This is a genomic window from Parabacteroides hominis, assembly GCF_014287585.1.
Lineage (GTDB): Bacteria > Bacteroidota > Bacteroidia > Bacteroidales > Tannerellaceae > Parabacteroides > Parabacteroides hominis.
The window spans coordinates 1-13,533 of record NZ_JACOOJ010000040.1 but is presented as its reverse complement, the minus strand read 5'-3'; the positions used below and the strand labels follow the sequence as shown (position 1 = coordinate 13,533).

At 51.7% G+C, this 13,533-nt stretch carries 9 protein-coding genes; 1 reads left to right on the top strand and 8 read right to left on the bottom strand.

Features of this window, described 5'->3' with window-relative positions; translation table 11 throughout:
* Nucleotides 1–109: 109 nt before the first annotated feature.
* From H8S65_RS17390 to H8S65_RS17355, 8 genes are all read right to left on the bottom strand, one after another.
* Nucleotides 110–2,296 carry a glutamine synthetase III family protein gene (locus tag H8S65_RS17390; protein ID WP_186931128.1) on the bottom strand — a complete coding sequence of 729 codons (2,187 nt, stop codon included), beginning with the start codon at nucleotides 2,294–2,296 and terminating at the stop codon, nucleotides 110–112.
* 101 nt (nucleotides 2,297–2,397) lie between these two features.
* Nucleotides 2,398–3,666, bottom strand: coding sequence for an ammonium transporter (locus H8S65_RS17385; protein WP_186931127.1), 1,269 nt, complete (start codon nucleotides 3,664–3,666; stop codon nucleotides 2,398–2,400).
* Nucleotides 3,667–3,711: 45 nt separating this feature from the next.
* The gene (locus H8S65_RS17380; protein ID WP_075964238.1) at nucleotides 3,712–4,068 is read right to left on the bottom strand and encodes a P-II family nitrogen regulator; all 357 of its coding nucleotides are present in this window, start codon (nucleotides 4,066–4,068) and stop codon (nucleotides 3,712–3,714) included.
* A gap of 181 nt (nucleotides 4,069–4,249) precedes the next feature.
* The gene (locus H8S65_RS17375) at nucleotides 4,250–4,963 is read right to left on the bottom strand and encodes a TorF family putative porin (protein WP_255489302.1); all 714 of its coding nucleotides are present in this window, start codon (nucleotides 4,961–4,963) and stop codon (nucleotides 4,250–4,252) included.
* Nucleotides 4,964–5,077: 114 nt separating this feature from the next.
* Nucleotides 5,078–6,307, bottom strand: a complete 1,230-nt coding sequence (locus tag H8S65_RS17370; protein WP_186931126.1) for an LL-diaminopimelate aminotransferase — start codon at nucleotides 6,305–6,307, stop codon at nucleotides 5,078–5,080.
* Nucleotides 6,308–6,333: 26 nt separating this feature from the next.
* The gene (gene dapF, locus H8S65_RS17365; protein WP_186931125.1) at nucleotides 6,334–7,158 is read right to left on the bottom strand and encodes a diaminopimelate epimerase; all 825 of its coding nucleotides are present in this window, start codon (nucleotides 7,156–7,158) and stop codon (nucleotides 6,334–6,336) included.
* 338 nt (nucleotides 7,159–7,496) lie between these two features.
* Nucleotides 7,497–9,137 carry an alpha-L-rhamnosidase-related protein gene (locus tag H8S65_RS17360; protein WP_186931124.1) on the bottom strand — a complete coding sequence of 547 codons (1,641 nt, stop codon included), beginning with the start codon at nucleotides 9,135–9,137 and terminating at the stop codon, nucleotides 7,497–7,499.
* 99 nt (nucleotides 9,138–9,236) lie between these two features.
* Nucleotides 9,237–12,821, bottom strand: coding sequence for a glycoside hydrolase family 2 TIM barrel-domain containing protein (locus H8S65_RS17355; protein ID WP_186931123.1), 3,585 nt, complete (start codon nucleotides 12,819–12,821; stop codon nucleotides 9,237–9,239).
* Between the two features lie 108 nt (nucleotides 12,822–12,929).
* Between H8S65_RS17355 and H8S65_RS17350 the strand changes: the two genes are divergently transcribed.
* Nucleotides 12,930–13,277 (top strand): cupin domain-containing protein, encoded by a 348-nt coding sequence (locus tag H8S65_RS17350; RefSeq protein ID WP_186931122.1) that lies wholly within the window; start codon nucleotides 12,930–12,932, stop codon nucleotides 13,275–13,277.
* The last annotated feature ends 256 nt before the right edge of the window (nucleotides 13,278–13,533 follow it).

The following is a 13,533-nucleotide window of genomic DNA, read 5'->3' as shown; positions in this document are numbered from 1 at the left end:
TCTTATTGAATTATGCTCCAAAGGTATGCAATTCCTTTGTAATAAAAAAGAAGGGGAGCCATACTTCACAGTATGCTCCCCTTGTAAACACAAAACAATCAACAAAAAACTATCTGATAAATAATAGTTCCCTGTATTTCGGCAATGTCCAGATCTGGTCGTCGACAACCAGCTCTAATTTGTCGATGTGGTAGCGGATGGCTTCCAGCATCGGGACGATCTTGTCGTGGTAAGCGATTGCCTTCTCGCGTTCGCTCTCGATCTTGTTGGCGACTTTGCGGGCTTTTACCATTTCGTCTACCTTTTCTTTAATGAAGTTGGTGCGGTTGGCGATGTCTTCGATGATCTCCAGGTTACGGGATGAAAGGACGGACGCCTTATCGGCAGGGAAAAGGTCTTTCATCTTGTAGACGTTGTCGATCAGGGAGGTCTGGTATCTGGTGGCGGTCGGGATGATGTGATTCATCGCCAGGTCGCCGAGTACGCGGGCTTCGATCTGGATTTTCTTCGTATAGGTTTCCCATTTGACTTCGTTACGGGCTTCCAGTTCCTTGCGTGTCATGACACCGGTGGATTCGAACATCCGGACGCTGCTTTCTTTCAGGTAGTTGTCGAAGATCACCGGCACACTTGTCTCGCAGTCCAGGCCACGACGGGCGGCTTCGGCTTTCCATTCGTCACTGTAGCCGTTGCCGTCGAAGTGGATCGCTTTGCATTCCTTGATGTCTTTACGGAGCACTTCGAGGATGGCGGCGAATGCTTCCTTGCCGTCGGCAATTTTTGCATCGACCTCGGTTTTGAAAGTCTTCAACTGTTCGGCTACGGCTGCGTTCAGGGCGAGCATGGCGGAAGCGCAGTTGGCCTCGGAGCCTACGGCACGGAATTCGAAGCGGTTGCCCGTGAAGGCAAAAGGCGAGGTACGGTTACGGTCGGTATTGTCGATCAGCAGTTCGGGGATGCGGGCAATGTCGAGCTTCATGCCCTGTTTGCCTGCCAGCATCAGATCTTCCGGTTCGCTTTTTTCGAGATGTTCGAGGACTTGCGATAACTGAGTTCCGAGGAAGCTGGAGATGATTGCCGGAGGCGCCTCGTTGGCTCCCAAGCGGTGGGCGTTGGTGGCACTCGAAATGCTGGCTTTCAGTAATCCGTTGTGGCGGTATACAGCCATCAGCACATTGACGATGAAGGTGATGAAACGGAGGTTTTCTTCCGGCGTCTTGCCCGGAGCCATCAGGAGGATGCCTGTGTCGGTTCCCAATGACCAGTTGTTATGCTTGCCGGAACCGTTTACGCCTTTGAACGGTTTTTCATGCAGCAGGACACGGAAGCCGTGCTTGCGGCTGATCTTGCGCATCAGAGCCATTACGAGCAGGTTGTGGTCGTTCGCCAGGTTGCATTCTTCGAAAATGGGAGCCAGCTCGAACTGGTTCGGGGCCACTTCGTTGTGGCGTGTTTTCAGAGGAATACCTAATTTGAGCGATTCTATTTCCAGATCCTTCATAAACTCCATGACACGTGTCGGAATGGCGCCGAAGTAGTGGTCTTCCAGCTGCTGGTTCTTCGAACTTTCGTGTCCCATCAACGTACGGCCTGTCAACAACAGGTCGGGGCGTGCAGCATACAAACCTTCGTCGACCAGAAAGTATTCCTGTTCCCAGCCTAAGTAAGCGTACACTTTCTTTACATCCGGGTTGAAATAGTGGCAAACGTCTACGGCGGCCTTGTTAACGGCTTCGAGGGCTTTCAGCAACGGGGCTTTGTAGTCCAGCGATTCGCCGGTATAGGCGATGAAGACGGTCGGGATGCAGAGCGTATCGCCTACGATAAAAGCGGGAGAGGAGGGGTCCCAGGCGGAATAACCGCGTGCTTCGAATGTGTTCCGGATACCGCCGTTCGGGAAACTGGATGCATCCGGTTCCTGCTGGATCAACAGTTTGCCGGAGAACTCTTCGACCATGCCGCCCTTGCCGTCGTGTTCGACGAAAGCATCGTGCTTCTCGGCTGTTCCCTCGGTCAGCGGGTGGAACCAGTGCGTGTAGTGGGTGGCTCCCATTTCGATCGCCCACTTCTTCATGCCGGCAGCTACGGCGTCGGCTGTTTCGCGATCGAGCGGAGCGCCGTTGTCGATGCAGTCCGTGATCCGTTCGTACGCTTTTTCAGTAAGGTATTTGAACATCTTCGCCCGGTTGAACACGTTCTGCCCGAAATAGTCGGATGGACGTTCGGCCGGAGCCGGTACTTCTGCAGCCCGTTTCTTGAAGGCTGTCTCTACTACTCTGAATCTTAACTTTGACATAATCTTTATTGTTTTTAGATGTCGATTGAAATTCTGTGATCCCGGATTAGGTTCGGGATCACATTCTACATTGATAAACAGGATTTAGGCACACCCTCCCATTAGCTATTGTAAGCCGTTTCGCCATGCTCGTAGATGTCCAGGCCCTCTTCTTCGACACGAGCCGGAACCCGGAGGCCGTGTACGATATCAAGCCCTTTGAAGACTACGAACCCCATTCCGGCAGCCCAGCAGCCTACTATCACCGCCCCGAACAACTGTGCCAGCAGGAAGTTCGCGCTGCCGCTGTAGAAAAGCCCTTCTTCGGTAGCGAACAGCCCCGTCAGGATGGTTCCGAGGCAACCGCAAACACCGTGCACGGAAGAGGCGCCTACCGGATCGTCTATCTTCAGGACATGGTCGATAAAGTCGACCGCATAGATCATCACCGCCCCGCAGATGATGCCGATGATGGTCGCTCCAGCCGGAGATACCAGGTCGCAACCGGCAGTGATACCGACTAATCCGGCCAATACGCCGTTCAGTGTCAGAGACAGAGACGGTTTCTTATACTTCAACCAGGCAACGATCAGGGAAGTGAATCCACCGGCACAGGCTGCCAGGTTTGTAGTCAGGAATACATGCGAAATCGCTGTACGGTTGCCCTCGCCGGCCGCTGCCAGCTGGGAACCGGGGTTGAACCCGAACCAGCCGAACCACAGGATGAATACGCCCAGGCAGGCAATCGTCAGGTTATGGCCGGGGATAGCATGAGATTTCTTGTCTTTCCCGTATTTGCCGATACGCGGTCCGATGATGGCCGCACCTACCAGGGCGACCCATCCGCCTACGGAGTGGACGACTGTGGAACCGGCAAAGTCGTGGAACGTCGTCCCGAAGTTGTTCATCATAAAACTGCCTTCCTCGCCGTTCATCAGCCAGCCGCCGCCCCATGTCCAGTGACCGCTTACGGGGTAAATCAAGATACTGATCAGTATGGAGTAAGCCAAGTACATGGAGAATTTAGTCCGTTCGGCCATCGCTCCCGATACGATTGTAGCGGCAGTGGCACAGAATACGGTCTGGAAAATCAGAAAACCTTCCACCGGCAGTTCCGATCGGTAGAAGCTGATGTTGAAAAGATGGGGCATTCCGCAGAACCCTCCTGCCCCGAACATGACACCGAAACCGACAGCCCAGAAGAGTAACGAACCCAGCGAGAAATCGAGCAAGTTTTTCATCAGGATGTTCGCCGTGTTCTTCGTCCGGGTGAAGCCGGCCTCCACGAGGGCGAATCCCGGCTGCATGAAAAACACTAACATGGCTGCAAGCAGCATCCACACGGTATCCAGCGATAGGGCCAAGTCTGTAATTGTATATGTTGTATCCATAATTATCTGTATTTGTTATTGTCTGTTATTCGAATAGTCCCTTATTTATTTTTCCTGTTCAGCATTGTAGAGGGCAATGTCGCCGCGTTCCCCGGTACGGATGCGGATGGAATCTTCCACTGGAATGACGAAGATGCGTCCGTCGCCGATCTCGCCTGTCTGGGCTGCCTTGATGATGGCTTGCACTGTCTTCTCTACGTTCTTGTCTCGGACGACGATGGAGATGAGTGTACGTTCGATGTAACTCGTGTCATAGACCACGCCGCGGTAGATACGTCCTTGCCGGGCCTTGCCTACACCCCGTACGTCATAGTACGAGAACCATTCGATATCTGCTTCGAGAAGTGCTTCTTTCACTTCTTCGAACTTGGTCTTGCGAATAATAGCTTCAATCTTTTTCATAACCTTAAAGAGTTTGGGTGATGTATCACCCGGATTAATACTGTAGAAAAGGTGTATAGAACGCCTGCCGTCTCAGTCAGGGATGGTTGCGGTATAACATTCTATAAAATCAATAAACCCGGCGGGCCTTTCTATACGATCCCTTTTCTTTTTATTTGATAACCTGAACTTTGTTACTGGTTTACAGCGATATGCCGAAAACTAAAAACACATCGTCATGTTCGGGAGCAATAATAGCCTGGGTGAATACCGGCAACGAGAAAGAGTCTGTTATTTTTATTTCCTTGCTTGCCTTCAGCGCGATGCTGTTCAGGCCGAAGCCGTCGCTGTACATCCCTTTCCAAGGTGAGATCCCGACGGAAGGGGTGAAGTCGACGCCCCACACATTGATGTCGTAGGCTGCTTCGAAGTAGGAGGAGAAAAACTGATCTCCGTTCTCTTTCTTGTCGCCGCCTGCGAACATCGTGCTCCAGGTCAGGCTTAAGGGGAACTTCTCGCCGAAATTATAACCGATCGTCCCTTCGAAATAGTGGTCTGTGGCGTAGCGTCCGTACCGGGCGCCTTCGCCGGACCACCAATAGTCGGTGACTGCTATACTGAATCCTCTGATTCCGTATCCTAATGTGAGGTCGAATTCCTTTGCTTTGTACTCATCCGAAGATGTCGAGAAATCCGTGGAACCCCACGCCGTGAGAGACAACCCGGCGTATGACATGCCGAGGCTGGGCTGGACGGAAGGACCTGTCTGGTACATTCCTCTCCATACGTAGCTGCTGACGAGGTCGGCAGCCGGCGCAATTTCAAACTTCTTTTCTTCCTGTGCAAAGACCGAAAAGGACATAAGTAGAGCCGTAGCGGACAAAACCGTCCGCTTGAAAGTCGTTGTTTTCATCATGTTCTTTCTGTTGGATAACCGTTAAACACTTTGCCTATGCTTCCTTGCAATCAGGACATGTGAGGGGGGAGGGGATTTGCGCAGTTTCTCCCCCCTTCTGCATCGACAGTTAATTCAGAGCAACCACTTCTTCAGCCTGGCCATGGCTTCCAACGTGTCGTCTCTGTCTCCGAAAGCGGTGAGGCGGAGAAAACCCTCGCCGCTGGGCCCGAACCCCACGCCGGGGGTCCCTACTATATTGACTTCATAAAGCAGCTTGTCAAAAAACTTCCAAGAGGAGAGTCTGTCCGGTGTTTTCAACCAGATGTAAGGGGCGTTTTCGCCGCCGTACACCCGCAGGCCGCAGCTCCGGAGGTTTTCCCGCATGATACGGGCGTTGGTCATATAATAATCGATCGTTTTCCTGATCTGAGCTTTCCCTTCCGGGCTGTAGACTGCCTCGGCCCCTCGCTGGGTGATGTAGCTCGTGCCGTTGAACTTCGTGCACTGGCGGCGGTTCCACATCCGGTTAAGCGGAACCCGTTCGCCTGCCAGGGTAAAGGCGTTCAACTCTTTCGGGACAACCGTGTAACCGCAACGCACACCTGTGAAACCGGCTGTCTTGGAGAAGCTGCGGAACTCGATCGCCACCTTCTTCGCCCCCTTGATCTCGTAGATCGAGTGGGGGATATCGGGGTCCTGGATGTAGGCCTCGTAAGCTGAGTCGTACATGATCAGGCAGTCGTTGGCAAGGGCATAGTTCACCCATTTCTTCAGTTCCTCTTTCGTGAGCGTCGTCCCGGTCGGGTTGTTCGGGTAGCAGAGGTAAATGATGTCTACGCGGCGGCTGGGCAGGTCGGGCACGAAGTTGTTGGCTTCCGTGCAGGGGATGTAGACCACGTCGCTCCATTTGCCGCCTTCCAGCGTGCCGGTCCGTCCGCTCATCACGTTGGAGTCGATATATACCGGATAGACCGGGTCTGTCACACCGATGCTGTTGTCGTGGCGAAGCATATCGCCGATGTTTCCGCAGTCGCTTTTGGCGCCGTCGCTCACGAACACTTCGCCGGGTTCGAGGAAGATGCCGCGGCTGGCGTAATCGTTCTTGATGATGGCATCTATCAGAAACGGATAGCCTTGTTCGGGACCGTATCCGTGGAATGTATCCTTGCTTGCCATTTCATCGACCGCCTTGTGCATGGCTTCGATGACGGCAGGGGCTAACGGTTGTGTCACATCGCCGATACCCATGCGGATGATCTTCTCTTTCGGATGTGTAACCTTAAAACTGTTCACCCTCTTTGCGATGTCCGAGAACAGGTAGTTGTTTTGCAGCTTCAGGAAATGTTCATTAATCAGTGCCATACTCTATCGATTGTTTTTTGTTGTGTTTATACTTCCAGTTCCCCCTCGAATACCTTGACCGCCCCGCCGGTCATATAGACATGTCCGGAACTATCGTCCCAACGGATGGTGAGAGGGCCCCCATCCATGACGACTTTGGTTTTCCGTCCGGTTTTCCCGCGTACTGCGCCTGCTACGGCTGTCGCACAGGCTCCGGTCCCGCAAGCCTGCGTAATGCCGGACCCACGTTCCCAAACCCTCATCCGCACTTTGTCCGTACTTAATACTTGAACAAATTCGACATTCGTACGGTTCGGGAACAGCGGATGGCATTCCAATAAAGGTCCGATGACCGGCAGATTTATATTCGTAATATCTTCAACAAAAATGACGAGATGCGGATTCCCCATCGAGACGACCGTCCCCGTATAGGAATTGCCTCCGGCTTCTATTTGGAGGGCTGTTTCACCCACAACAGGACAACCCATGTCGACCGTCACTTCGGTTACCTCTTCGCGGGAACCGGAAAGCTGCCGGGTGGTCAGTTGCAATTCCTTGATGCCGGATAATGTTTCCAGCGTAACGGTCTTTTTGTCCGTCAGCCTCTTGTCATATACATATTTGCCGATACAACGGGAGGCATTTCCGCACATCATGGCTTCGGAGCCGTCCGCATTGAAAATACGCATGCTGAAGTCGGCGATCTTCGACGAACCGATCAGAACCAGCCCGTCCGAGCCGATCCCGGTATGAGGAGCACTCAACCTGATGGCAAGTTCTTCCGGGTTTCGGACCGGAAAAGCCATTGCATTCACGTATATATAGTCGTTTCCGGCTCCGTGCATCTTTGTGAATCTGATTGGTTCTGTCATTTTACTGTTGTTGTTTTGTTTATTATATCTTTTTGTTTTATTACAATGCAAATGTACGACGTTTTGATATATTAAGTACATAAATAGTGTTCTGATGTATAAAAAATATAATGCTTGTGATGAATTGATATAAATAAGGGCGCTTTGTGTTATAAATAGTAATGAGAATACTTATTTTACCTTTGTTTTTGTAAGTTTGCCTTTTTAGGAGTTGCTGTCGCGGGTCGCGACGAGTACTTTTGAGGATGAAAGTGGCTGTCGCGGGTCGCGACAAGAGTTTTTGAGGTTGGAAGTGGTCGTCGGCGGGTCGCGACAACCACTTTCCAGCTTGGGAGAGGCTATTTTTGGAATATTTCCGGATATTTGTTGATGAAATAGACCGGAGTGCAACTCCAGGCATGGCAATAGCTGTTGATTACGAAGAAGCCATAGGGGGAAAGGTAATCATTGTTCGGATCATAGACTTCCCAGAAGGTATCGGCTCCCCGCTTTACCATGCTGCCCCAATAATCGGTAATCAGCTTGCGTGCGTCTTGCTGCATGCCGCATTGCAGAAGGGCTTCTATTACATAATGGTAAGCATAGGGGCAACCCGGATAGCAAGCGTCGGGCATGGACATGACGGTGGCCATCGCCTTAGCTCCCTCCTTCTTGTTCAGCGTGTTGGACAGGATCATCCAAACCTGCGACAGATAGGAGACCTGCTTGTCTTTGCCACTGACCATTACGCCCCGTTTCTTGTCGTAGAAATGCTGGCGGGCAGCTTTCTTCATCTTTCCGGCTATTGCCGGCCATTCGCCGGCCTCCTTTTCTCTGCCTAACATTTTAGCCAGTTCGTAGCTGTGTTGCAGGGCGAAAATCGTTAATCCTTGCATGGAGGCCTGCCGGTCATAGCCGTCTTTCCAGTCGAATACCAGCCAGTATTGAGGTTTCTTGTCCATGTCATAGACCCATTCCGGTGAGAACTGGCGAAGCGCCAATTCTATCTGGCGGACGGCAACAGGCCACAGGTCATTCGCTGTTTCCATGTCTCCCGTCTCTTTCAGGTATTCCAACAGCGCGACATTATAAATGAGGCAGTAATCCAGTGTATGCGTGCCGTATTGCGGATGGGGTTTGGGTTTTTCGAGCAGGGTGGCATGCAGCAAGCCTTCGTCGTTGGCCAATGCGGCAAGCAGATACAGGCAATGCTTGGTCAGTTCATGGTTCTTGAACGTATAGGCGTTTGCCAATGCTTCGAGATAGAGATCGCCGATCCACAGGCGCTGATCCCGTTTGGGCCCGTCTTCATAAACGGTCTGCATACATTCTTTCAGGGTGTTCAAGCCCACTTTGTATATATCCCGGATCAGAGGATCGGTGGTGGAGGCTAAAGCCGGAGCTTCGTTGGTGACGGAGGTCTGTGCCTTGAAGGCCAGCTTGTCGAACACGAAGTCGAAGCTGCCCGATATTCCCAACAGTTCGATTTTCAGGTAACGTCCTGACAGGCGGCGCGGGATCATCATCTCGTGGGGGACACTCATGATCGTCACGATCTCGTCCTGCACCCAGGAACGGGCCAGGCCGCCTTTATAGGGTTCGAGCGGCGTGTTCAATTCACCCGGCACTTCTGTAAAGGTGAACTTAAGCCGGACGGGTGCGTCAGCCGCTTTCAAACCGTCCGGTTTGATGGAGAAAGTGAGATAGCCGGTATAATGATTGCCGAAATCCAGGGTGATGGCAGGATGCTTTTTGAACGGCTCGTTGAAGAGGATGTCCGGTTGTCCGGCATCTTCCATCCGCCAGCCTTGGAATGCTTTTGCGTCCTGTACGGAACGGACGGCTTTTACGGGCGAAATGGTTTGATAGCTCAACTCCGGCTTGCAGGCTTCGGCTTTCCGGAGCCATTCTTTGCTGTCGCTGAAATACGCGCTTTGCGCCAGGCAAGTCGATCCCCATGTGAGTAAGGCGAGGCTTGCTGTTAATAGAATTTTCTTCATCCTTTCTTTATATGGTCTGAATAAATGGTTGTTTTGTTTGAATGATGATTTACAGACATGAATATAATCACATCTGTAAATCATCATTCTGCCGACAGGCTACTTCGCGTTCTCGATACGGAACGAGTAGCTATAGTCTTTGTCCTTTTCAATCTCATAATGCGGGCGCGGGCCTGGGCCGCAACTGCCGTTTCCGATGCCGCGTTGGATGCAGTCGAGGCTCAGGATCACTTCCGCACGGCGGATATTGTCGAGGTCGTGCCCGTAGGTCAGTCCCCACAGCTCCGGATCGGTGAAGTGGAGTGCACTGAAATTCAGGTGATCTTTAGACGTGATCCGGATGCCTTGCCCATCGTCGCCCTTGAGCGTCAGCCAGCGTACATCGTCGCGGTTCCCCATCGACTGGGCGCGGACATAGGCTTCTTCCATGCCGGTTACCGTATTCTTATACAGGCCGACATAAGCAGCATTCTTGCGGTCCCAATAGTTTTCGATCGGGCCGCGTCCGTACCATTCCACCTTTTCGAGCGTCGGGTTCAAGGCAACCTGAAGGCCGAGGCGCGGCAGATTGAAGTCGTTGCCGGCTTTGAAAGTCGCGTCCACATCGACCGTCCCGTTTGCATAGGCCGTATAGGTGACGTCGAATGGGAGTGTGACCTTTTTGTCTCCGCTGCCTACGGTAGCTTCCAGGCTTGTGGTAACGGTAACCGACTTTTTGTCGGCGGCCAGCTTCCAGCCGAATGCCTGTTTTGTGATGGTGGTCGGCAGATAATCCCGCTTGTCATTGTCCATTGCACGGAACCAGTTGAGATCGAAACCTTTCTTGTTATAGATCATATCCGTACCGGCATAACGCAGGGAGATCATCTTTCCTGTCTCCGGATTGAAAGCGATGAAGAATCCCGGAGCGCGGAAACCAATCTGCCCTTTCTCTTCTTCCACTTTCAGTGTGTCGTTGAAAGCCGTGCCGACAGGAGCTACCGCAACCTTTCCGGTCAACGGATATTGCTCGGATGCCACTTCGTGTCCGGCATTCGCCCAGTTGCAATTCTTTTTCAATCGGGCCGACAAGTCAAGGAAGTATTCGCTGCCGGCATCCAAAGCCGTTTTATAAGGAATCGTCACTTCGATATCTTTGTTCGGAGCTACATCGCCTATGGGCAATACGCCCGATTCGACTACTTGGCCGTCTTTCAGCAACTGCCATTGCAAATCGAACTGATCCAGATTCAGGAAATCATAGCGGTTTTCCAGCTTCACCTTGCCGGCTTTCAGGTCTACCGGTTTGAATTTGATGTATTGGTACACTTTCTTCACCTCGATCAACTTAGGAGTCACCTGGCGGTCGGGAGTCACGATGCCGTTACAGCAGAAATCGAAATCGTTCGGTTTGTCGCCGAAGCCGCCGCCGAAGTAGTAACGGTCAGGCAATTCGCCATATTTGTTGATGCCCTGGTCCACCCAGTCCCAGATGCAACCGCCTATCATGCGGCAGGAATGGTTTTCGATGTAATCCCAATATTCGTCGAGGTTACCGATCGCATTACCCATTGCGTGCGCATATTCGCAAAGGAAGAACGGTTTGTCGCTCTTCTCCTCGTCCTGTTGCTTCATCGACTCGATGGAAGGATACATGCGGGAATCCATATCGGCGATCCGGTTCTTCCCTTCATAGTGGATCGGGCGCGGATCGAGTTTGCGGGCTTCCTTATATACCGTGTCGAAGTTCTTCCCGTCGCCGGCCTCGTTACCCATAGACCAGAAGATGACGGACGGGTGGTTCTTGTCGCGTTCGATCATGCGAACCATACGGTCCACATAGGCGGGCAGCCAGCTTTCCTTGTTGCTGATCGAATGGTTGCCGTGGCACTCGATATCGGCTTCGTCCATCACATAGAGACCGTAGTAGTCGTGCAATGCGTACATCTTGGCATCGTTCGGATAATGGCTCGTGCGGATCGTGTTCAGATTATAGCGTTTGAAAAGCAATATATCCTCGATCATCGACTCGACCGGAACCGCTTTCCCGTGTTGCGGATGGATGTCGTGGCGGTTGGCCCCTTTGAAGAACACCTGCTCGTTGTTGATATATACCCGCTTGTTCTTGATCTCGATCTTGCGGAAACCGAATTGCGTGGTCATTGCTTCGAGCGTCCGGCCTGTCTTGTCCTTCAGATCCAGTATGACGGTGTAGAGGTAAGGGGTTTCGGCTGACCATAGGTGCGGGTTCTTGACTTCCACGCTGGCCGTGTTGACTGCTTCCTGTCCTTTTTTGATATCCTTGACTACGTCGGATATGAAAGCCACCTGCTTGCCGTCCTGGTCCAGCAGCGTGATGTCGACAACCGCTTCGTCCACCGGTTTGCCATAACTCGTCACGTTCGTACGGACATCGAATGTCGCCCGGCTCAGATCATCCCCCGCAAATGAAGCGGTCAGATAGTAATCGCGCAAACGCAGCTTGGGAGTTGCGAACAGATAAACATCGCGATGGATACCGCTCAGGCGGAACATATCCTGGTCTTCCAGGTAGCTGCCGTCGCTCCAGCGATACACTTCGACTGCCAGCACGTTCTTGCCCGGCTTTACATATTTCGTGATATTGAACTCCGCGTCGTTGTTCGCTCCCTGGCTGTAACCGACTTTCTTCCCGTTCACCCAGAGATACATGGCGCTGTAGACACCATCGAAATGGATAAAAATTTCACTCCCTTTCCAATCGTCCGGGATATTGAAGTCGCGGCGGTAAGAACCGACCGGATTCGGTTCGTCCATGATCGTATATCCTTTCTTTCCCTGTATAAAAGGAGGGTTGTTGCGGTGTGGATAGGTGATGTTCGTATAAATAGGAGTGCCGTACCCATACATTTCCCAATTGGAAGGAACCGGAATTTCTTTCCAGCCGGAAACGTCGTAGTTCGGTTTATAGAAATTGACCGGACGTTCGGACGGCTGTTTCACCCAGTTGAATTTCCAGTTGCCGTTCAACAACTGGTAGCGCGGGGAGTTCGGGCGAAGCCAGGCTTTGCGGTAGTCGGGAGAGTTTTTCAGGCTTTCGACGGAAGGGAAGGGGACATAAGTCGTATGCCCCGGCTCCTTGTTGACGGCAAAGATGGTTTCGTTCTCCCAATCGTTGTCGCTCGAACCGCGCAAGGCTTCCTTGTCTATTTTGATGTTCGACCGGCGCAGCGTCCAGTGCTGTCTGGCACTGGTCGAATCGGCAGTAAGCTGGAGAGCCGCTTTCCCCGGCTGACCGTCGTCGCTGATACCGAGGTTCAGTCCGTTGGCTATGCTGGTGAACGTGTAGGTGTTTTCGCCTACCTTCGTGAGTTTCCAGAACTGGTTCATATTGGTCGCGCCGTTGTCCCACTGGATAACCGGACCCGGTTCTTTCGTGTTGTTGTTGTCCACGCATTTGTCGGAGAGGGGCGTGCAGATCTTATAGACCCCATAGCCGGGAGTCGTCAGTTGCCACACCTGCGACATCCGGTTCTCTACACGGTTGTTGATGAATATCTGCGTCCCGTCATCTTCGCTGTCTTGGTTGTCGAGAACCAGATTGTTACTGCTTACGATCTCATAATAGGCGTTGGGATCGATTTCTTGTGAATGTCCTGTTCGGGGAAGCATAGCCATAAGCAGAAGCATGGCGAAGAGCACCCCAGTGGAAATCTTGCTTTTCATGTGAATATAGATTTATATTATTCCCCAAAAGTAGGACAATTTGACGGATAATCCTATTCCCGTTTCTGTATTTATTTCTATTTTTGTCTGCATATAAACAGAATTGCGATGGATATGGAAAGTAATAATTTTCAGTATGAGAGCGAGATAAAGTGGGAGAATGCCGGCGAGGGTGTCGTCCGTCAGATTATGGCCTACAATGACGACCTGATGATGGTCAAAGTCAAGTTTGAAACCGGGGCTGTCGGTACGCCCCATACACACCCGCATACGCAGGCGACTTATGTGGCAAGCGGCGTGTTCGAGTTCACGACGGATGGCGAGACAAAGATCGTCCGTGCAGGCGACGGAGTCTATATGAAACCGGGTGTCCTTCATGGTTGCCGGTGCCTGGAAGCAGGAGTTCTGATCGATACGTTCAGTCCGATGCGGAAGGATTTCGTCGGACGGGTCTAATTCTCATAGTTCGGACTGTTTGCTATTGACTGCAAAGTTAGAAATTAGAGAGGGTGAAAATATGATTTTAGATTTGTTTTATCAAAATGTCACTACTACCCCGTCAAAATCGAATTAGTAGTGCATGTTCTATGAATGGGTCTTGTTCACATTTGCTGTATGGCTGCTTTTAGTGTATTTGATTAATAAAAGAGCACAGCTTAAAAAATAAAAGTCTATATTATAAGTGCAAACAAAAAATATGGACAAAATCATT